Annotated in this window: 13 protein-coding genes; 11 read left to right on the forward strand and 2 right to left on the reverse strand. The window is 61.7% G+C overall.

Annotation, left to right across the window (positions count from 1 at the left end):
• The first annotated feature begins 88 nt into the window (after nucleotides 1–88).
• From KTAU_RS09360 to KTAU_RS09410, 11 genes are all read left to right on the forward strand, one after another.
• Entirely contained in the window at nucleotides 89–2,230 is a 2,142-nt protein-coding gene (locus tag KTAU_RS09360) for a PucR family transcriptional regulator (RefSeq protein WP_151728131.1), read from the forward strand.
• A gap of 398 nt (nucleotides 2,231–2,628) precedes the next feature.
• A complete protein-coding gene (locus tag KTAU_RS09365) occupies nucleotides 2,629–3,795 on the forward strand; it encodes an acyl-CoA dehydrogenase family protein (RefSeq protein WP_151728132.1) in 1,167 nt (388 codons plus the stop codon).
• A 184-nt stretch (nucleotides 3,796–3,979) separates the two neighbouring features.
• Nucleotides 3,980–4,228 (forward strand): hypothetical protein, encoded by a 249-nt coding sequence (locus tag KTAU_RS09370; RefSeq protein WP_112432748.1) that lies wholly within the window; start codon nucleotides 3,980–3,982, stop codon nucleotides 4,226–4,228.
• Between the two features lie 378 nt (nucleotides 4,229–4,606).
• On the forward strand, nucleotides 4,607–6,070 hold the full coding sequence (locus KTAU_RS09375; RefSeq protein ID WP_151728133.1) for an MFS transporter: 1,464 nt from the start codon (nucleotides 4,607–4,609) through the stop codon (nucleotides 6,068–6,070).
• A gap of 331 nt (nucleotides 6,071–6,401) precedes the next feature.
• Nucleotides 6,402–7,523, forward strand: a complete 1,122-nt coding sequence (locus KTAU_RS09380) for a serine/threonine protein kinase (RefSeq protein WP_151728134.1) — start codon at nucleotides 6,402–6,404, stop codon at nucleotides 7,521–7,523.
• Nucleotides 7,524–7,714: 191 nt separating this feature from the next.
• The gene (gene lpdA, locus KTAU_RS09385) at nucleotides 7,715–9,151 is read left to right on the forward strand and encodes a dihydrolipoyl dehydrogenase (RefSeq protein ID WP_151728135.1); all 1,437 of its coding nucleotides are present in this window, start codon (nucleotides 7,715–7,717) and stop codon (nucleotides 9,149–9,151) included.
• 427 nt (nucleotides 9,152–9,578) lie between these two features.
• Entirely contained in the window at nucleotides 9,579–10,946 is a 1,368-nt protein-coding gene (locus KTAU_RS09390) for a hypothetical protein (protein WP_151728136.1), read from the forward strand.
• A 70-nt stretch (nucleotides 10,947–11,016) separates the two neighbouring features.
• Nucleotides 11,017–12,324 (forward strand): gamma-glutamyl-gamma-aminobutyrate hydrolase family protein, encoded by a 1,308-nt coding sequence (locus tag KTAU_RS09395; RefSeq protein ID WP_151728137.1) that lies wholly within the window; start codon nucleotides 11,017–11,019, stop codon nucleotides 12,322–12,324.
• Between the two features lie 86 nt (nucleotides 12,325–12,410).
• Nucleotides 12,411–13,949, forward strand: a complete 1,539-nt coding sequence (locus KTAU_RS09400) for a hypothetical protein (RefSeq protein ID WP_151728138.1) — start codon at nucleotides 12,411–12,413, stop codon at nucleotides 13,947–13,949.
• Nucleotides 13,942–15,048, forward strand: coding sequence for a hypothetical protein (locus KTAU_RS09405; RefSeq protein WP_151728139.1), 1,107 nt, complete (start codon nucleotides 13,942–13,944; stop codon nucleotides 15,046–15,048). Before KTAU_RS09400 ends, KTAU_RS09405 begins: the two co-directional genes overlap by 8 nt.
• 273 nt (nucleotides 15,049–15,321) lie before the next feature.
• Nucleotides 15,322–16,890, forward strand: a complete 1,569-nt coding sequence (locus KTAU_RS09410) for an APC family permease (RefSeq protein ID WP_151728140.1) — start codon at nucleotides 15,322–15,324, stop codon at nucleotides 16,888–16,890.
• A gap of 79 nt (nucleotides 16,891–16,969) precedes the next feature.
• Here KTAU_RS09410 and KTAU_RS09415 read toward each other — a convergent pair whose 3' ends face one another.
• Both KTAU_RS09415 and KTAU_RS09420 read right to left on the reverse strand, forming a co-directional pair.
• Entirely contained in the window at nucleotides 16,970–18,097 is a 1,128-nt protein-coding gene (locus KTAU_RS09415; RefSeq protein ID WP_151728141.1) for an ABC transporter permease, read from the reverse strand.
• 19 nt (nucleotides 18,098–18,116) lie between these two features.
• Nucleotides 18,117–19,076, reverse strand: coding sequence for an ABC transporter permease (locus KTAU_RS09420; RefSeq protein ID WP_151728142.1), 960 nt, complete (start codon nucleotides 19,074–19,076; stop codon nucleotides 18,117–18,119).
• Nucleotides 19,077–19,236 lie beyond the last annotated feature (160 nt).

A 19,236-nucleotide genomic window follows, 5' to 3' on the forward strand; every position in this document is an offset into this window, starting at 1 on the left:
AAACAGGCAGCGCGATGGTATACAATGTCTCTATCTACAAATTGGCAGATGGCTATTTGTTGGCTTCCACAATGGCGAGGGCGCCACTATGCAAGAGCATTGCCCAGATCCCTGGACCCCCGTGACACATGCCTTAAAGAGCGCAGCCCTCTGCCCAGAGCAGCGCGAGGACGCGATTGCGCGCGCTCTCCAGGAGCTGTTGACACGCGTGCCCGCTGTGGCCACGGCCTTAATCTGGCCCTGCCCGCAGCGCAAGGGGTCGTGGAAGGTCCACTATGCCGGCATCCGGCGCAACGCCATGCACCGCTGGCTCTCAGCACGCCTCGATCCCTCCCCCGAAATGGTGGCCAGCGTACTCGAACGCGATCTGCGCACTGGCCTCAACGATATGCCGCCAGCCCTCCTTTTGAAGCTCGCTTCCCCCGAGAGCGGTCGACGCGCCTTCTGGATTCTCTGGCCCACTCCTGGCGAGGGCGGCGCTTTCACTCTGCCACCGAACGAGGGGCTGCTGCGCGTCCGCCAGACCCTGGAGGCTCTGCTAGAGGTGGAGGAGAAGGAGGAACAGTATTTTGCGCCTAGCTCGCCCGTGCACGATCGTTCCCTCATCGAGGCCCTGGCCCACGGCGACGCCCAGGCCCTGGCCGCTATTTTGAGCCTGGCGCGCATCGTGACTCGTGCCGATTTTACCTTCTGGGGCCGGGCCTATAACGACGTGGTGGAGATCGCCGGCCACCTGGGCGCCCGCCACAGCAATTTCGGCTTCGCCCTGGGCCTGGGTCGTGGGATCGGCGGGCGCGTCGCTGCCTACGGAACGCCGATGGGACGCGGCGATTACCGCAACTCTCCTTACCGCGACCCAAGCGTCTCCGATATTGTCGACCGCGAACAGGTGCGCTCAGGGATGGCCCTCCCAGTGCGTTCGCAGACCGTGCCCGATGGAAACGCTCACGTGGCCGCTGTCCTCTACACGACGAGACGCACTGTCGCCCCCTTCTCGTTGGCGGAATTTCTCCTTGGCCAGCGTCTCACCCGCTTGCTGGAACCGCTGCCCCCCGCCGAGCGCCCCACTGTGATTCACTGGCCCGGCCTGGCGCGTACTCCTGACGCCAAAACGGCCTGGTATGAGCTACTGCTGCACGCCAATCGCGTAGAGGCCGTCGAGAACTGGGCCAGCCAATTGATCAAGGGGCCGGTGATCGTGACCGATGGCAGCGGCAAGCCCTATGTTCTGGCGCGCAGCGAGGAGCTGGAGCAGTTGCGTGCCGAGCGCGCCCGCCAGCCAGAGAAGGTACAGGTGATCCCGCTGGCGCTCGCCGGCCCCGATCGGGCCGGCGCGGTCTACCTCTGCCCTGCCGTGCCGTTACCGCCTCCGCACTGGCCGGACTTCCTCTACGATCTGGTGGTGGCCTGCAACCTGGTCATCACTCGCCTGGAGCAGGTGCAAGACCAGCTTGACCGCCGCCGCGAGCAGTGGCTTCGCTCGCTGCTCAAGGGCCATTCGCTGCAATACGTAGAGCAAGATGGCTACCGGCTCGGCCTGCCCGTGGAGCGCGGCCAGTTCTGGGTGCTGGCCTGGCCCCAGGACAGCCTGCAGGCAATGAAATCGGCCCGCAAGCGCATGATCGTCGAGAGTGTGGTGCTGGAGTGCCTGAAGAGTCCCCTGATCTTTGTCGACGACGATACAGCCATCGTCTTGCTGGAAGGCCAGGCTCCTCAGCCGCCATCGAAGGTGCGCGATGCCTTGCTGCAACACTGCGGCGTGCAGCCACTATGGATTGTCTACGGCGGACGTTATCACTCGTTGGAAGACCTGAAGATGGGCCTGACCCACACCATCGCCCTGGCCCAGAAGGCTCGCCGTGAGGGCTATGGCGAGTATCTGCTGGATGTCTACACCTTCGGTCTGGATAGCCTGCTAGAGAACCCGCGCCTGATCAAGGACCTGGAAGCTTTCGCCACCAAGCTGCTCAAGCCCTTGCTCGACTACGATCACGCCACCGGCTCCCACTTGACCGAGACCTTCGTCCTGGCTCAGACGCTTGGCTCAGCTCAGGCCGTGGCTGAACGCCTCGGCGTCCATGTCAATACAATCCGTTATCGCCTCCACCGCGCCCAGGATCTGCTGGGCAGCGATGAGCATACCCCCAAGGAACAAACGGCGATGGCCCTGGCGGCCTTCATCTGGCAGCGCAGCCATGCGGGCGAGGGCCTCAGCTCCGCAGACCCCTAACCCTCACCTGCAGAGGGAGGCCCCTCTCCCGCCGCCCTGACGCCGTCCCGGCCAGCTCTCCGCTCACTGAGAGCCGCCCCGGACGGCGTAGCCTCCTGTCTCTTGCCACAAAGAAGCGGCCTCGAATTTGTCGGTCAAAACATTGCCTTCCCCCGTTGCTCTCCTCATACAATAGCTCTGTACCCGGACCAGGCGTCCTGATCAGTCCTGCCTGCCGCTCGCTGACCGGCTCGCTGACCGGCTCGCTGACCGGCTGTTCCTCCGCCTGGAGGTGCCCAGGCCCACCCTCTACCGGCAAGCCTGCCGTTGCTCACAGGCAGAGCGGGCACGTGTCGGTCAGGCATCGCCCAGCAGGCAGGCAAAGAAGCTGCTGCCTGCAACCAACGAGGAGGAGAACTTTGGATTTCCGCCTGACAGAAGAACAGAAGATGATCCAGGAGACGGTGCGCGCCTTCGTCAAGAGGGAGCTGATGCCACTGGAAGGCGAGGTCTTGCGCAACGAGCGAGAGGGACGCCCCGGCTTAGACCGCGCCAGGCTCCGCGAGCTTCAGCTGAAGGCCCGAGAACTAGGCTTCTGGGGCATCAACACGCCCGAGGAGTATGGCGGGGCCAACCTTGGCCCGATCATGACGGCGGTCATCACCATTGAACTCTACCGCACCTTCGTGCCCTTCACCTTCGGCGGCTCCGCCGATAACATTCTCTATAGCTGCAACGACGAGCAGAAGCAGCGCTATCTGCTTCCAACCATTAACGGCGAACGACGCTCTTGCTTCGCCCTGACCGAGCCGGGGGCTGGTTCCGACGTCTCCAACCTCAAGATGCGGGCCGTCAAGGATGGCCACGAGTGGGTTCTCAACGGCGAAAAGATCTTCATTACCAATGGCAACGAGGCCGATTTTGCCATGGTTTTCGCCCTCACCGACCCCGAGAAGGGCGTCCACGAGGGCCTGACCTGCTTCCTGGTAGACCGCGAGATGGGCTGGCGCTCTAGCTATATTCCGACGATGGGTTCCTGGGGGCCGGCAGCCCTCTATTTCGAGAACGTGCGCGTCCCCGAGGAGAATATCCTGGGCGAGTTAAACAAGGGCTATCAGCTCGCGATGAAGTGGATCGGGGCCGGTCGCTGGCACATCGCTGCCCGCGCTGTCGGCGCCGCCGAGCGCCTGCTAGAGATGGCCATCGAGTACGCCCGAACACGAGTGACCTTTGGTAAACCCATCGCCGAACGTCAGGCCATCCAGTGGATGATTGCCGACTCCTACGTAGAGATCGAGGCCGCCCGCTGGCTGACGCTCTTCGCCGCCTGGCAGGCAGAGCAGCAGATGGATAATCGCCAGTCCGCCTCGGTGGCCAAGCTCTACGGCGCCAATATGGCTAATCGCGTCGTGGACCGCGTCCTGCAGATTCATGGCGGCATGGGCTACACCAAGGAGCTACCAATCGAACGCTGGTATCGCGAGATGCGCGTCTGGCGCATCTTCGAGGGCACCGATGAGATCCAGCGCTTTATCATTGCCCGCAACCTGCTCCGCGGCCACGTCAAGGTGGGCGAGACATTCTAAGCCGCCCCGACTCCCAGGCCGGTCATCGTCCATCCGCTCTCCCTCCTGGGATGAGCAAACAAGGGAGAGAAAGACGGGCTTTCGCTGGCAGGCAAGGACAGCCAGATCTCGCCTAGGGATGGGTGGGAGAGCAGAGAGGTGTCAGTTGCTGCGAAGTGTAGTAGGAAGAGAGAAGGAGCTGGCTATGTCCGCATCCGAAGAGCAGCCCAGTCGAGACGGGTCCGAAGTGGCCCGCCTGCTTGCCCAAATCCAGGCCGAGTATGAGGCAGCAGAGCGGGGTTTGCAAGGGCTGGCCCTGGGAGTAAGTCGCCATTGCTTTATCACGCGACGCATGGAGCGCATGGGAGAGATTCACGCCCAGTTGCGGGCCCTGGTCGGCGAACAGGCCATGATCTTGATCGCCCGCCACCTCGATGGCCCTCAGCAGAGATAAGCTCATTTCCCTCTCCATCCACATGCTCAGCCCGCACGAGCCAGCAGTTGGCCCCGCTCCACCTGCAGCCCCCTGTCGGGAGCTCAGAGACGGCGGGGCCAGCTGGCCTCGCCTGTTTATTGTTGCTGAGTACAATTTCTCTCTGCCAATTTGTCCTTCTAAACATTGCCTGCCAGCCACTTTTTCTCTACAATGGCTCTGCATATGTCGCCCTCTCGCCATGCGGCCTGAGTGGATAACATAGGCACAGAGACGAGCATCCCAATGTTTTCTCTTTTTTCCTTACAAGGGAGGCTGCCAGGGCATCAGAGAAAGGATTTTTCTCTTTCTAATGGAAAATAGCTGATTTCCCAGACGTAGAAGCAATAGGAGTGCAGCATGTCAGCTCACACGAGCAGGGTCGTCTTACCTGGCCAGAAGAAATCGCGCATCGCGGCGGCGATCATTGCCCGGCAGGACCGCATTCCGGTCTGGGCCTTACCTCGAACAGTGCTGTTGGTGATTGGTCTGGGGCTGCTCTTCACGTTCTACGATATTGGCGACATCAACGTCTCCTTCATTCAAACCTGCACGCAAATTGTGGTTGGCTGCCTTCCGCTGACGGCCAGCCAGTATCTGGGCTTCCCTGTCCTGATGAATCTCCTGGGCTATGTCCTGGGGGCATTGGTCTTTAGCCCTTTGGCGGACCGCTACGGGCGCCGCGACATGATGGTGGTGACTATGGCCATCACCGGCCTCGGCTCCCTCTACACAGCCTTTGTGACCGACTACACGCATTTTGTGCTGGCGCGGACCATGACCGGCATCGGGATTGGGGCCGATCTGGCGCTGGTGAATACCTATGTTAATGAGTTGGCGCCCCGTGGGGCACGCGCTCGCTACACCGCCCTCACCTTTATCTTGTCCTCGATCGGCGGTTCGCTGGGGGTCTGGCTCGGCTTCTATCTGACGACGCCGCCGGAACCTTTCCCCTATGGACTGCCCATGGCCCTGGCTGGTCCTCAGTTTACCTTCGGCTGGCGTGTCGTCTACGCCATCGGTGCCTCTCTGGCCTTTATCGGCCTGCTCCTGCGCTTCCAGCTGCCAGAATCACCACGCTGGCTCATTACCAAGGGCCGCATCTACGAGGCCGAGCGCGTGGTCGAGCGCATGGAAGATCACGCCCGCCAGCGCCTGGCTGGTGAGCTGCCGCCGCCAGAGCCGGAGTTACAGGTGCCGATCTACGATCGGCGCACCGGCTACAAGGAGATCTTCAGCAACACGCTCTATTTCAAACGCACTATTCTGCTGCTGGTCATCTGGCTGCTGGCCTATATCACGGTCTATTCAAATATTTCAGGCATGACTACCCTGCTAGTGGCCCTGCACTATCCAGTTGCCGAGGCCGGCCTGATCACCTCGTTTGGCATCATTGGCAGCACGATCTGCGCCCTCTCGGCCTACCTGCTTGGCGAATATGTGGAGCGCAAGGTCTGGCTGCTGATCGCAGCCCTGCTGACGATGCTAGGAGAGGTAACCGTCGCTTTGAGCGGCAATAGTTTTGGGCTGGCGGCTCTCGGCACCATCGTGCTGGGAATGGGCTGCTATATCTGGCTGCCGATGGTCTACGCCTGGTCAACGGAGAGTTACCCGACGCGGGCCCGCGCCAGCGGCTTTGCCCTGGTTGACGGGATCGGCCATGTGGGTGGCGGGATCGGCGTCAGCTACGTCACTTCGCTGGTGACGCGCCTGGGACCCGGCGGTACCTTTGTGCTCATCGGTAGCTTTCTCTTGCTGGCAGCCCTGCTGGCACAGTTTGGTCCGTCCACCCGGCAGAAGCGCCTGGATGAGGTCTCTCCCTAGGGAGGGAATTCTCTTTCGGATGCGCTGAAAGAGCCATTTCTCTACCACCGTCGGCTCCCGCTCTGCTTAGCGGGGCTTTACTCATAGCTGCCTGTCGCACGCGGTCCGATTGCTCAAAGATGAGCCGCTTGTGTTCTCTGCCTGACTGACGATATCGACGCTGAGACGCGCCTGTTCGGCGCCATACTTACTCATTGCGCAGCTTATCTTGCTTGCAAGACACCACGCACCATCGTTTCTTACTCAGTGAACCAGGGTATATGAGACGAGAAGGAAAACGAAGTTGTTAGCTGTTCATCTGGCTCGGAGGCCAGAAAAGGAGAGGTAGCGTATGCGGTGTCCACGTTGCGCATACGAGGGAATGTTCTTTGATGGTCGTTGCCCGCGCTGTGGCTACCAGGTGGCAATGGCGCCGCCCAGCACGGGAGCGCTGCTGGGATTACCTCAACCTCAGCAATATTTGCTAATGCGCGGTGACAGCCTGGCCAAGGGCCGATACCGCATCCTGGGTCCTGTACCGCTGCCGGAGACCCAACGTCGTCAGGGCCGGGCCTGGTCGGCTATTGACCAGGAGATGGGGCGTCGTCAGGTCCTGATTCGTGAGGTGCTTATGCCGCCGGAGCTGCTCCAGCGTACCAGCGCCAATCAGGTGATCGCGGAGGTGATGGAGCGCCAGCAGCGCCTGGGTCAGCATCAGGGTTTTCCGCAGGTAGTGGAGGGTTTTAGCGAGCGCGGCAGCTATTTCCTGGTTCTGACTCACCCGGAAGGGGAGACGCTGGGCACGCTCCTCAAGCGCCAGGGGGGCGCCCTGCCCGAATCTCAAGTGGTGCACTATGGTTATCAACTGTGCGGCCTGCTGACGGTTCTGGCCGAGCAACAGCCACCGATCGTGCATGGCTCAATCAACCCGGAGACCATTGTGATCAACGCGGCCCAGCAGACAGTCTGGCTGATCCATATTCCCCTTTTTCCACCTGATCCCCCCCTTGAGAAAGGAGATGCGGTAGCGGCAGGCTACTACGCCCCAGAGGAGGTACGTGGCGAGCTGGATCCTTCCGCCGACCTTTACAGTCTAGCGGCCACGCTACATCACGCCGTCACCGGCTACGACCCCAACGAGCGTCTGGTTTTCTTTCACCCACCGGCGCGCCGTCTCAATCCTGCCGTCAGTCCACAGATGGAGATGATTCTTGTGCGCCAGCTCAGTCTGTCGCGTGCCCAGCGCTATCCACATCCCAGCGCTATGCAACGGGATCTAGAAGCCCTGCTGGAGCGCTACCTTGAGCGACAAGATGACGAGATGGCGGGCAGCACATTAGCCAACCCGCTGCAGCTACCGTCGGAGCAGTTCCGCGAGCAGGCGCGCAGCAACATGCTGCTCAACGCTGGCGTCTTTGCCGCCATCGGGGTACTGTTGCTCCTGGGCGTGCTGCTGGTCCTTCTACGTCCGTAAGTTGTAGCGAGGCTGCCCGCCCCACCGGCGAGGGAGCAACCTTTGTTGTTTGCTGTCGCGCTCCCCCCACCGCTGAGCCAGTGGGGCGGACAGGCGGAGAGGAAGAGAGCAGGCTGCTGGTCGCACACTCTGGAACGTGCTATACTGACTGAGGTACCCACAACGCAAATGGGTTGCAGGAGAGAAGTTCCATGACCAGTAGCCACTATGATGTAGTTGTGATTGGCGCCGGCCCGGGCGGGTACGTGGCAGCTATTCGGGCGGCCCAGCTCGGTGCCCGCGTTGCCATTGTCGAGAAGCAGTATCTTGGCGGGACCTGCCTCAACGTTGGCTGCATCCCCTCCAAGGCCATGCTGCACGTCGCAGAGAGCTTGCACCGCCTCGAATCTCTGGCGGAGCTGGGCATCACTCTGCCGCAGCCGCCCACCTTTGACATGCGGCGCGCCATGACCTTTAAGGATAAGGTAGTCAAACGCATGACAAACGGCGTGGGGACGCTGCTGAAGGGCAACAATGTGACGATCTACGAGGGACTGGGCAGCGTTGAGGCCAATCGCACGGTGACGGTGACAAAGAGCGATGGCAGCCACGAGCAGTTCAGCGCCGAGAAGGTGATTCTGGCTAACGGCTCGGTGCCACTCATGCCACCGTTTCCCGGCATCGATGGGCACAATGTCATCAATAGTGATACCTGCTGGAACCTGACTGAGGTGCCCGAGAGCGTGGTCTGCGTGGGCGGCGGCGTGATCGGGGTCGAGCTGGCTTGCATGTTCCAGGCCCTCGGCTCACGCGTGACCATCGTCGAGATGCTGCCCGATATTTTGGCGCCCGTTGATGAGGAGGTGCGCCGCCTGCTGGTGCGCATCCTGAGCCGCCGCGGCATTACCATCGCCACCGGGGCCAGGGTTGAGGCCATCGAGGATGACGGCGAGCAGAAGAAGGTCATCGCCCGCGGCGAACAGGGTGAGCAGGTCTTCCACGGCGCCTATGTGCTGGTAGCAGTCAGCCGCCGCCCCAATACGAGCGGCCTGGAGCAGCTGTTTGAGCAGGGCCTGGACCATGACCGCGGCAGGGTGCGCGTCAATGAGCAGATGGAGACGAACCTGCCCGGCATCTACGCCATCGGCGATCTGGTACACGGGGCCGGGCTGGCGCATGTGGCCTCGATGGAGGGCGAGGTGGCCGCCGAAAATGCTCTCGGCCATGCATCCAGAATGGACTATAGCGTGGTGCCTAACCCAATCTACACCTTCCCCGAGGTGGCCTTCGTCGGCCTGACTGAGGCCCAGGCCCGCGAGCAGTATGGCCAGGAGGTGCGTGTGGAGCGCTTCCCCTGGAGCGCCATCGGCAAGGCGGTGGCCATCGGCGAGACGGACGGCTTCACCAAGGTTATTCTGGGCAAGTATAACGAGATTCTCGGCGCCCATATCATCGGCCCCGATGCGACAAACTTGATCAGTGAGTATTCGGTGGCAATGCGCGGTGAGTTGACCGGCGACGAAATCATCGAGACCATCCATCCGCATCCGTCCTTGAGCGAGGGACTGCGCGAGGCCATCCTGGCAGCCGAGGGGCGCCCGCTGCACATTCCTCCCAAGACCCCCAAGGCGGCTGCCCGCAGTCGCTAGGCTACTTGCCCTTTTCTCACGCTCCCATCGCTGGCCTGCCGGCTTCGGCCTGGCAGGCTATTTTTTCTCCCCAGCCCAGCTTTCCTTCCAACCGCTGCACCCGGCTCCGCCCGACCTCTCTCAGCTGTATGCCGGTTCTACTTCGAGTCGAGCAAGGCCCCCGAGGCGCGTAACAGCGATTAATGGATGCTGCGATTGCTGCGATACGCCAGCGAGGGACTTTGTCCAAAATTTTCGGGGAACCTGTCCTGTAAAGCCTTCTCAAAAAAAGCCCCTCCTTCCTTAGCTGGCGCATACACTTGCAGCAGAGGCCAGCGAGCCAGGCTGAAGGTACCTCACTCAGCAGTGAAGCGAAAGCGGATAGATTGCGCTCGCTGCCTGTTCCTGTTGATTGACTGCGGCCAGAGAGAGACAGGAGGGTCCTGCCTTGAAGCCTTTTCGCTTTGAGCAACCAACGCGCCCCGGTCCAGCGACCGGTAGCAACAGCAGTTACAGTAGCGGCAGCAACAGCAGCGGGGGCCTGCAGCCGCTCAGCCCTTTACCCACAACCCGCCCGCTTGGTCAATTCGGTAGCGGGGCACCACGACGCCGGCCCTGGCTCCCGACCATTATCGTTGGCCTGGCCCTGGTGGCCTCGCTGGTGGTCCTGCTGGTCAGCGGGGGTCTGAATCTGTTGCCCTTTGCCCACAGTAGCGGTACGAAGTCCCAGCCGGCAGGGGCTGGTGCCACAAGCGACGTCATTGGTCATGTCTTCTTCCTGAGCAGTGGTCAGGTCAACGTAAGTACCAGTCAAGGTATCGCTGATCAGGTGCAAGTTGACCTGAGCAAGGTTCCACCGCCAGCGCCCGGCAAAGCCTACTATGCCTGGCTCCAGAGCGACAACTCTGTCGAAAGTCAGTCTATCCTCTTGGGTAAGCTCGCCCTGAGCCAGGGCACCGCTCAACTCTTCTACAAGGGTGACCCACAGCACACCAATCTGCTGGCCATCGCCAGTCGTTTTCTGGTCACCGAGGAGGACGCTGCAACGACGCCAACAGTACCCTCGCTCGATCGCAGCACCTGGCGCTATCTGGCAGTTATTCCGAATACCCCCGATCCCCAGGACAGCGAGCATCACTACAGCCTGCTGGATCACCTGCGCCACCTGTTAGCGCTTGACCCCACACTGCAGAAGCTGGGCCTGCCCGGCGGTCTGGATATCTGGCTCTTCCGCAACGGGCAAAAGATCCTTGAGTGGGCCGGGGCGGCGCGCGACGACTGGAACCACGGCAGCACCGACCTGATGCATCGCCAGTTTATCCGTATCCTCGACTATCTCGACGGCATCGAGTTTCTGGGCAATGACGTTCCTGCCGGCTCGCCAGTGCTGGTGGACCCCCATATCGGGCGCGTGGGGCTGTTGCAGTTCGACGCTAACCAGCAGCCGCCCGGCTACCTCCATCATATTGGCATCCATCTGGAGGGCGTGGTGCAGTCGCCTGGCTCGACCCGCGAGCAGCAGGAGCTGGCGCAACAGATCACCGAGGCCCTCAACAAGGTCCAGAGCCTCTACCAGCAGATCCGTCAGGATGCTATTCAGCTTGTCCACATGAGCAGCAGCCAGCTGCGTCAGCCGGCAGCCCTGGCTCTGCTGGACACACTGGTCAAGCAGGCTCAGGATGCCTTCGTGGGTCAATTCGATCCGCAGACGGGCGAGCTGCAGGACGGCGTGACCCAGATCCACTATGCCATTGAGCGACTGGCCACGCTGGATGTGACCCCGCTCAACAATTCATCATCAGCAACTCAACAATGAAGTCCTTGCGCTGAGGCCAGGCTATGGGAAAGCAGTAGCTAAAAGTTGAAGAGAGGAGTAGAAAGCAGCTATGGCGCGCGATCCTGACTACTATGTCCATATGATTACAAGAGGAGTGCGCGAGGCACGCACCGCGACCCAAGGGCAGAATCAGAGTCCAGAAGCCAACCAGGGCAGCGCGCTTAGTCAGCGCCGCACCGATGAGCTGAGCGGCCCGCTGAACGCTGGCGCGTCGCTGGCCGAACGTATTGCCCGTTTTATCAACAGCCAGCAACGGGCGCCGCTCCCTTCCTACTATCGGCCCCGCATCGGCGTGCTTTCTTCCAGCGGCTGCCTGCGCGACGGCGGCTGGCCTGTGTACGCTGGCGATGCCGCCACGATCAACGCCATCTTCGAGAGCGGGGGGGAGCCGCTGGTCTTGCCGACGCTGCCCATGCTGCAGAGCTGCGATCCCTTCGACATCTTGGGCAGTGAGGATCTTTTCGAGGAGGTCTTTCGCATTATCTGGCCGGTGGTGCGCAACGTCGACGGGTTGGTCTTTGCCGGCGGTGGCGATTTCTATTCCTGCCTCTACGGTGATGTGCTACACCCCCAGACCCAGACCCCAGAGCTGTGGCGCGACATTTGGGAGCGCTACTGTGCCCTGCTGGCCTGGCTGCTCTGCATTCCAACGCTGGGTATTTGCCGCGGCATGCAGGTCATGAACGTGGTACGCGGCGGTGGCCTCTATCAAGATCTCCGCTCGCAGTGGCCGCGGAATATGCCGCCGCTGGTGCCCCATCGCGCCCGGGGCCGCATCACCGCCGACAACTGGGTCGAGCATCCTATCGCCGTCAATCCGCGCAGCCGCCTGGCTCGCATCCTGCGCGGACCGGAGGCGCGCGGCCCGCAACGTAACTATATCGACGCTGTCCTCTCCATGCATCACCAGATTGTGGGCTACGTGACCCCCGAAGGCGAGCTGATTGGTTATCTGGCCCCGGGCCAAACTGTGGCAGCGACCGCTCCCGATGGTGTCATCGAGGCCATCGAGGATAGTGATCCACGCCGCTTCTGGCTGGCTGTGCAGTTCCATCCAGAGTGGGTGGTCTACCTGGGTTGGGCCCATAGCCTCTTTTCTGCTCACGTGGACGCGTGCTACCGCTACGCCTCGCTGCCTCTGGAGGAACTGGACCGCTTCCTGCCTGAGATCCGCGCCTGGCTGCGGGAGTGCGATCAGGCCCTGCTCTATCGCCAGGAACCGCCGCTACTGGTCACAACGGTCACTAGCGAGGAGCCGGAGATGGTCCCGCCCGAAAGTCTGAACAGGCGCTTGCGCACCCGCCTACAGCCGGTGCAGGAGTCAGAGACTTTTCCCTCACCTTCGCCGGCCCTGTGATACCCACTCAGGCCCAAGGCCGACCGCTGGTCGATTGCCTTCATCACACACAATATGCAAGCAAAGAGACTTGCACTTGATGAACAATGATATCTGGTCAGAGAAAAGCAACAAAAGCTGTTCTGTTCGCTGAGCAACGCCTGGACGCGGTGATCGGCGGGCGGCTCTTAAATGCCGGCTGGCTCAGCGGCAGCCTGGGATTGAGTATCCTGCAGATGCGTCTCCTGGCTCAGAGCTGGTCACAGGGCAGGGAGGCACTGGCAACAGCCCTGGTGGCGGCAGTCTGGCTGGCCAGCTCGCTGCTGGCTGCCACATTGCTCACCGGACGCCGGCGCAGCGCGGCCCGCTACTGGGGAACTGGCCTGCTCCTCTGTATGCTGCCGCAATTGTCTCTTCCTGTACTGCGACCACTACCCGTCTCGCTCTGGCCAGCTACGCTCGAACTGGGGCTGCTTACCGCTTTTTCCTCTCTTCTCGGCAATGCCTGGCTGCTCCAGCGCCGCCCCTGGCCAGCGGTCGACGAGCGCATTGCCCTGATGCGGGCCGCTCTCGGGACAATGTTCGGGTTGAGCCTGGTCTGGCTGCTGCCCGCCTGGTCGGGTCTGCTCGCTATTCTCTGTCTGCTTCCACTACTTGCCCTTGACTACTGGCCCGAGGCCCGCGCCCCTCTGCCGACACCCGGGCGCATGGTCGACAACTGGTTTGACCTGACAGAGGGGGCACGCCGCTGGCGCCTGCAGCTGACCCTCGACTGGCTGCTGCAAGGAGGCTGGTGGCGCTATCTGGCACGCCGCCGACAGCTGGGGCTGGTCCTGCTAGCCAGCGGCCTGGCCATCGTACTCGGCAGCATCTGGAACGCTGTGCCTACCCCCTTTGCGGCTATCCTGCAGGAGCAGGGGACGCTGCCCACCTTGCTCTGGCTGCTACTGGCGCAGGCCCTGGCCCTGGGACTGGCCTTCGCCCTCCAGCTGCCCCTCCGCGGCCTGCTGGGTCCGTCCGACCGTCTGATTCCCGAGCGCTGGCGGCCCTGGTGCCAGGCGGTGGCTCTCTGTCAGCCCTTCGTGATGGCCATCAGTCTGCTGACCCTCGGTCTGCCTAGCTTACAGGCACCAGTCTGGCTGGCCATCAGCCTTGGCCTCTATACCCTCGCCGCCACCGCCTGGGGCATCTTGCTCCCACGGCTGAGGCCGAGCCTGAGTACAGTGATCTTCTCTCAGCGCCATCTGCTGCCACCCGACCTCTCCCTCGACCAGGGGCAGCTCGCCTACGAGCGCGCTCAGGAGGAACACGTCAATCGCTTTCTCTTCGTGGCCGAGGGAGTGCTAACGCTGCTCTTGACTCCGGTGGCCGGCTGGCTCACTGGACGCTGGACCGTCGACGGGCTGCTCATCTTGGCCGGGCGCACGCTCCTGATCGCGCTGGTACTCCTGGTTAGCCTGGTTGGATTATGGCAACTGATCGGGTATAGAGCAGAAGAGAGCCAGTCTGCTCCCTTCCGGCCTACACCCTGGGAGCAGCCAGGATTCCAGAGGGGCCAGGCTCCCCCACCAGGAGCCGCTGCGCAGGAGCCAGCTTCACTCATAGACGAAATAGAACATTTCTTGCAAAAGAGGCACTATGAATAGCGGCGAACGCAAGCAATGGTTTGCGCCAGGCACAGCCTCTGGTGACGACCGCCAGGAGGTCACCACCATCAGCGGCACGATTACCGAGCCGCAGCCGCTACGCCTGGGTCGTCAGAGGCAGCCGGCGGACAGGGTGAGGCGCCCGCCCGAGGAAGCGGCAGGAGTCAGAGCCGCTGCGGCCTCCAAGGAGCGCGAAGTGTCACGCCCTGCTCCTGCGATCAGAGAGAGCGACAGCGCAGCCGAGAAAGCTGAGATGGGGGCGACAGCCAGGCCGTCGAGCGAGGGGGGCGTTCTGCTCTTAGCGGGTCTGCTTGTGGTTACGGTGCTCTTTTCCTTAATCTTGCTCCCCCCGATCGAAGCGGCGCTTCAGCTCCCTCCGTCCACCGCTCAGTCAAGGCCGTCCACCAACCAGACTGGTCCAGCTGACCAAGCGGCTACGTCCTCCTCCTCAAGTGGATCGCCGGTAACAGCCTCTCCCACAGCGCTGCCCGCAGGCATGAGTTTGCTGGCAGCAGATACCTTTCAGCGTCCCGATCAACGCAGCTGGGGGACGGCCACCGACGGCCATCCCTGGCAAGGCGATGCACGCCTGAGCGCCATTTTCGCGATCAGCCATCAACAGGGCCAGCTTAGCAACGGCCAGGGGGCCTACAACGCCATCTTAGGGCCAGCCTTCAGCGATGGCGAGGTCTTCTTCACAGGAGCCATCAACCGCTTCCAGCAGGCCAACCTTGGCGCGGTTCTGCGCTGGATGGACACCAATAACTGGTATAAAGCCTACATCGACGGCAGCCAGCTCGTGCTCCTCAAAAGCAGCGGCGGTATGCAGACGCGCCTGGCCTCCGTTCCTTTTACAGCCCAGGCTCAGCGCTTCTACTGCCTGCGCTTCCGCATCCAGGGCGACAGGCTGCAGGCACGAGCCTGGCTGGCGGGCACGCCCGAGCCGAGCCAGTGGCAGGTGAGCGCGCGCGACGACACCTTCCAGAGCGGCTTTGGCGGCCTGCGCCTGGTGCTGGCTCCGGGAAGCGTGATCACCATCAGCGCCTTCCAGGAGCTGGCCCTGACCACCTCATCCCCCGCCGCCAGGCCCGCTCAGTAGCCCGCGGCATGGGTCACAGATTAGTACTTTTTAGCTATGCATGCCGCCCCTTCCTTTGGCGCATCACAGTGCACAAGCCTACTCAGCCGGCACACAGCTCGTCAGCCTTTCTGACGCACTGAGTAATATCATGGGCGGAAGGAGCCAGTGTCGAGGCAATCCATGCTCACTGCGCGTCCCGAGTTTGCCGAACATCCCTTCTCTCGTGGCCAGCAAGCATAAGCAGCTTTGCTGGCTGCAGTTGCAGAGAAGGGGAGAAGGAGGAGAAGGGCTATGCGTATGCAACAGGAGCGAGGCGGGTTCGAAGCCAGCAACACCGGGGGCAGCCGTCAGAGCACCCCCTCCCTGGTCGAGAGCGAGGCAGAGCAGGCGGAAGGGGAGCGGGAAGCCTGGAAAGCGGTCTTGCCATCGGAAAGCTACGTCCCGCGCGTCATGCCCCGTTTGCTGAGTACGGGAGACATGATTGCCACCTTTCTGATGATCGTCTTTTTCATCACCAACGCCACCACTGCCGTTGCAGGTGGAGCTGCCGCCTTCACCTACTGGGCTATTGGCGCTCTGGCTTTCTTCATTCCGGGGGTCATTGCCACCGCTCAGCTTGGCGTGATCTTTCCGCACGAAGGCTCGCTATACAACTGGACCCACAAAGCCTTCGGCGGCTACTGGAGCTTCTTCGCAGCTTTCTGTGCCTGGTTTCCCGGCGTTCTGGTCATCATCAGCGCAGGAGACGTCATTGTCTCTTATTTACAGGGGCTTAACCCTGGCTGGCTGACCGAGCCGTGGCAGCAGGGTCTCTTTATCATTGCCCTCATCGGCCTGACCAGCGCTCTGGCCATCCAGCGCTACAGCGCTGTCCAGAAGCTCGTCAACCTGGTTGTCGGGCTGACCATGCTGGCGGTGGCGCTGCTTGGTCTCTCCGGGCTGGTCTGGCTCCTGGGCGGTCATCCTGCGGCCACCAGCTTCAGCCATCTCTCCGACTGGAGCATTCGCTTTGACAAGAACAATGGCAACCTCTACCTTTTCGGCCTGATCACTCTGGCCTATCTGGGAACAGAGGTACCGCTCAACATGGGCGGCGAAGTTACCCGGCTGCGAGTAATCACCCGTCATCTTTTCTGGGGGGCCTTGCTGGTCATCGCCGGCTATGGCATCGCCACCTTCGCCTTGCTAGTCATCGCCGGTCCCCAGGATGGCGCTGCGCCCTTCGCCCTGGTGCACGTGGTCGATCTGGCTTTAGGCAAATTCATGGGCAACGTTGCCGCCTTCTGCCTGATGAGCTTCTTCGTCATGGCAATGGTTGTCTACAACTATGCCTATGCCCGCCTGCTGATGGTTGCAGGCATCGACCAGCGCCTGCCCGTGAAGGTGGCCCGCCTTAATCGTCAGCGCGTGCCGGCCAACGCCATCTTTTTCCAGGCGGCGGTGGCCATTGTGGTGACGGCCTTCGTCTTCCTGCTGGCTCCCTACACAGTCAAGGTGACGACGCCGGCCAACCTCTCGACCGAGGTCTATAACGTGATGCTGGCCTCCTCGACGCTCGTCTGGGCCTTCTCGGCGGGCTTCCTCTTCTTCAACCTGATCCGGCTCCACGGCATGCGCCATCCTCTGCTGCGGGAGCGGCGCATCGTACCGGCCCCGATCCTGTGGGGCTGCGTCTTCTGCGGCTCGGTCGCTTGCTTCCTGGCCATCATCGGCACGCTCTTCTACTCGTGGACCAGCCTGATCAGCAATACGCAGTGGTTCATCATCATCAGCGTGCTGACCTTCGCCTATCTAGTAATCGCCGCCATCGGCAGCATGTTCGCTAACAGCGAGGCCAACTGGGAGAGCGCCCGGCTTTAGTCTGGCCACAGAGCTGGGCCGGTTGGGGAAGCACGTTCGCGCCCCAGGTGATTGAGGGGCCACGGGGGAAGCGTGGCCCTCAATCTTTGGAGCGTGGGTCAAAGGCATCGCGCAGACCATCGCCGAGGAAGGAAAAGGCCAGCACGATCAGAGCGAGGACGGTTGTCGGGACCAGGATTTCCCAGGGGTGCGTATTGATATAGGGCGTGGCATCGGAGATCATCAGGCCCAGACTGGAGCCGGGCGCCTGGACCCCCAGTCCAAGGAGACTGATGCCAGCCTCGCCAATGATGGTGTTCGAAATGTTGAGCGTCGAGGCCACCACCACGATGCTCATAAGGTTGGGGATGACGTGGCGAAAGATGATACGCAGATCGCTGCTGCCAGAAGTGCGCGCCGCTTCGATAAATTGCTGCTCCTTGAGCTGCAGCGTTTGCCCGCGCACGTAGCGCGCCATGAGCGGCCAGACGGTGATTGCCAGCGCCAGCGAGACGAGGAGCAGCCGCCCATTACCGTTGGGGCCGATGATCGGTAGCTTGGCCAGGGCATCGGAGGCCCCTGGGCCAATGATGCCGGTCAGCATGATGGCAAAGAGCAGCCCCGGGAAGGCGAACATCAGGTCGGTGAAGCGCGCCAGCAACTGATCGATCCAGCCCCCGAAGTAGCCGGCCAGCACGCCCACAATCAGGCCCAGCACAATGTCGACGACCTCAACAAGGGTGGCGACAATGATAGAAACCAGCATCCCCTGCATGAGCCGCGCCAGAATGTCGCGCCCCAGGTCGTCGGTTCCCAGCCAGTACTGGGCCGAAGGCCCTTCATCCTGGCGGATTAGCTCCTCATGATAGTAACTGTGATAGACGCTGGCAGGCACTGGTCCATTTTGAGGACTCTGGTAAATGCCACCGATGTGCTGGTAGATGGGGGGACCGAAGAAGGCGACCAGCACAAAGAAGATGATCAATCCCAGGCTGACCATCGCTCGCTTGTCACGGCGTAAGCGACGCAACGACTCCCGCAAAGGAGAAGGCGCGCGCCGCTCCTGCAGCACCTCCTCCTCGCCGAGAGGAACAGCGCCTGGCGGCGTTTCACTCACCCCGGCAGCTAATTCCAGAAGCTCAGCCGGCGGAGGCTGCAGGACCGCATCGGGCTTCACGAAGCTCTCACCGGCAGCCTCCGATGGTCTCTGGTGTGCGTCCATAGACATACTGCTTCTCTCCTCTCCCCTACTCAAGCCGAATGCGCGGATCGACGATCGTGTAGAGAATGTCGGAAATCAGGTTACCGATCACAACGCCGACCGCCAGCAGTACAACAGTGGCCTGGATGACAGGGTAGTCAAGGTCGATCACGGACTGCAGGGAGATGCGCCCGATGCCCGGGATGTTGAAAATCTGCTCGATAAAGAAGGTGCCGGCCACCAGCAGGCCAATAGCCACCCCAAGGACAGTCACCAGTGGGATGAGAGCGTTGCGCAGGGCGTGCCAGTAGATGACGACCCGCTCGCGCAAACCTTTGGCTCGGGCCGTGCGCACGTAGTCCTGACGCAGCACCTCCAGCATGGTTGTCCGCGCTAAACGGGCAAAATAGGCGTAGCCCGCAGCTCCATAGACGAGGATGGGAACGATCTTCGGCTGCAGGTCAGCCCAATCATATTGCCAGGGCGCCCCCCAGGACGAAGAAGGCCAGCTGGCCCCGGTCTTGCTGTCGATCCAGACGATGATCACCTGGGCCAGGATGGCGATAACAAAAGGCGGCAGGGCATAAATAATCAGAGCCACCCCCATATTGAGGGTATCGATCCAGCTGTTGGCCCGGATCGCCGAGAGAATGCCGACGGGAATGCCCAGCAGCAGCTCGACGATGAGGCCCCAGAAGGCCAGCTCCAACGAGACCGGCACGCCATCCTTGAGGATGTCCCACACCGGTCGGTTTTGGTACTTGAAGGAGATGCCAAAGTCAAGATGAGCAAGATGCACTAAGTAGTTGTAGTACTGCTGATACCACGGCAGATCTAGCCCATAGGCATGACGCAGCATCAGCCAGGTGTGATAGTCAAAATGGTCTCCCATCTGGGCCCGAATAGGGTCACCCGGGGCCAGATAGCCCATGATGAAGGTGATGAAGGTGATGCCCACAATCACAAAAATAAGCCCGATCAGGCGCTTCACCAGGAATTGGAGCATCGATAGACTCCCACTCTCCGTTGCTTGCGCGCCCCAGGTCCAGCGTCACTGCCACTGGCTGGCGGCGGATACGGAACTCCCAGAGCGCTGGCTGCCACAACCATATCCATGACTAGAGTATGCCCGGCCAGGCAGAAAACAGACAAGCCTGGTAACAGGC

The sequence above is a fragment of the Thermogemmatispora aurantia genome, assembly GCF_008974285.1.
GTDB classification, from domain to species: Bacteria; Chloroflexota; Ktedonobacteria; order Ktedonobacterales; family Ktedonobacteraceae; genus Thermogemmatispora; species Thermogemmatispora aurantia.

Excerpts from the sequence above, each read along its gene's own strand:
- KTAU_RS09360 (WP_151728131.1), top strand. The coding sequence starts at position 89 with ATGCAAGAGCATTGCCCAGATCCCTGGACCCCCGTGACACATGCCTTA.
- KTAU_RS09370 (WP_112432748.1), top strand. The coding sequence starts at position 3,980 with ATGTCCGCATCCGAAGAGCAGCCCAGTCGAGACGGGTCCGAAGTGGCC.
- KTAU_RS09375 (WP_151728133.1), top strand. The coding sequence starts at position 4,607 with ATGTCAGCTCACACGAGCAGGGTCGTCTTACCTGGCCAGAAGAAATCG.
- KTAU_RS09380 (WP_151728134.1), top strand. The coding sequence starts at position 6,402 with ATGCGGTGTCCACGTTGCGCATACGAGGGAATGTTCTTTGATGGTCGT.
- lpdA (WP_151728135.1), top strand. The coding sequence starts at position 7,715 with ATGACCAGTAGCCACTATGATGTAGTTGTGATTGGCGCCGGCCCGGGC.
- KTAU_RS09395 (WP_151728137.1), top strand. The coding sequence starts at position 11,017 with ATGGCGCGCGATCCTGACTACTATGTCCATATGATTACAAGAGGAGTG.
- KTAU_RS09400 (WP_151728138.1), top strand. The coding sequence starts at position 12,411 with ATGATATCTGGTCAGAGAAAAGCAACAAAAGCTGTTCTGTTCGCTGAG.
- KTAU_RS09405 (WP_151728139.1), top strand. The coding sequence starts at position 13,942 with ATGAATAGCGGCGAACGCAAGCAATGGTTTGCGCCAGGCACAGCCTCT.
- KTAU_RS09410 (WP_151728140.1), top strand. The coding sequence starts at position 15,322 with ATGCGTATGCAACAGGAGCGAGGCGGGTTCGAAGCCAGCAACACCGGG.
- KTAU_RS09415 (WP_151728141.1), bottom strand. The coding sequence starts at position 18,097 with ATGTCTATGGACGCACACCAGAGACCATCGGAGGCTGCCGGTGAGAGC.
- KTAU_RS09420 (WP_151728142.1), bottom strand. The coding sequence starts at position 19,076 with ATGCTCCAATTCCTGGTGAAGCGCCTGATCGGGCTTATTTTTGTGATT.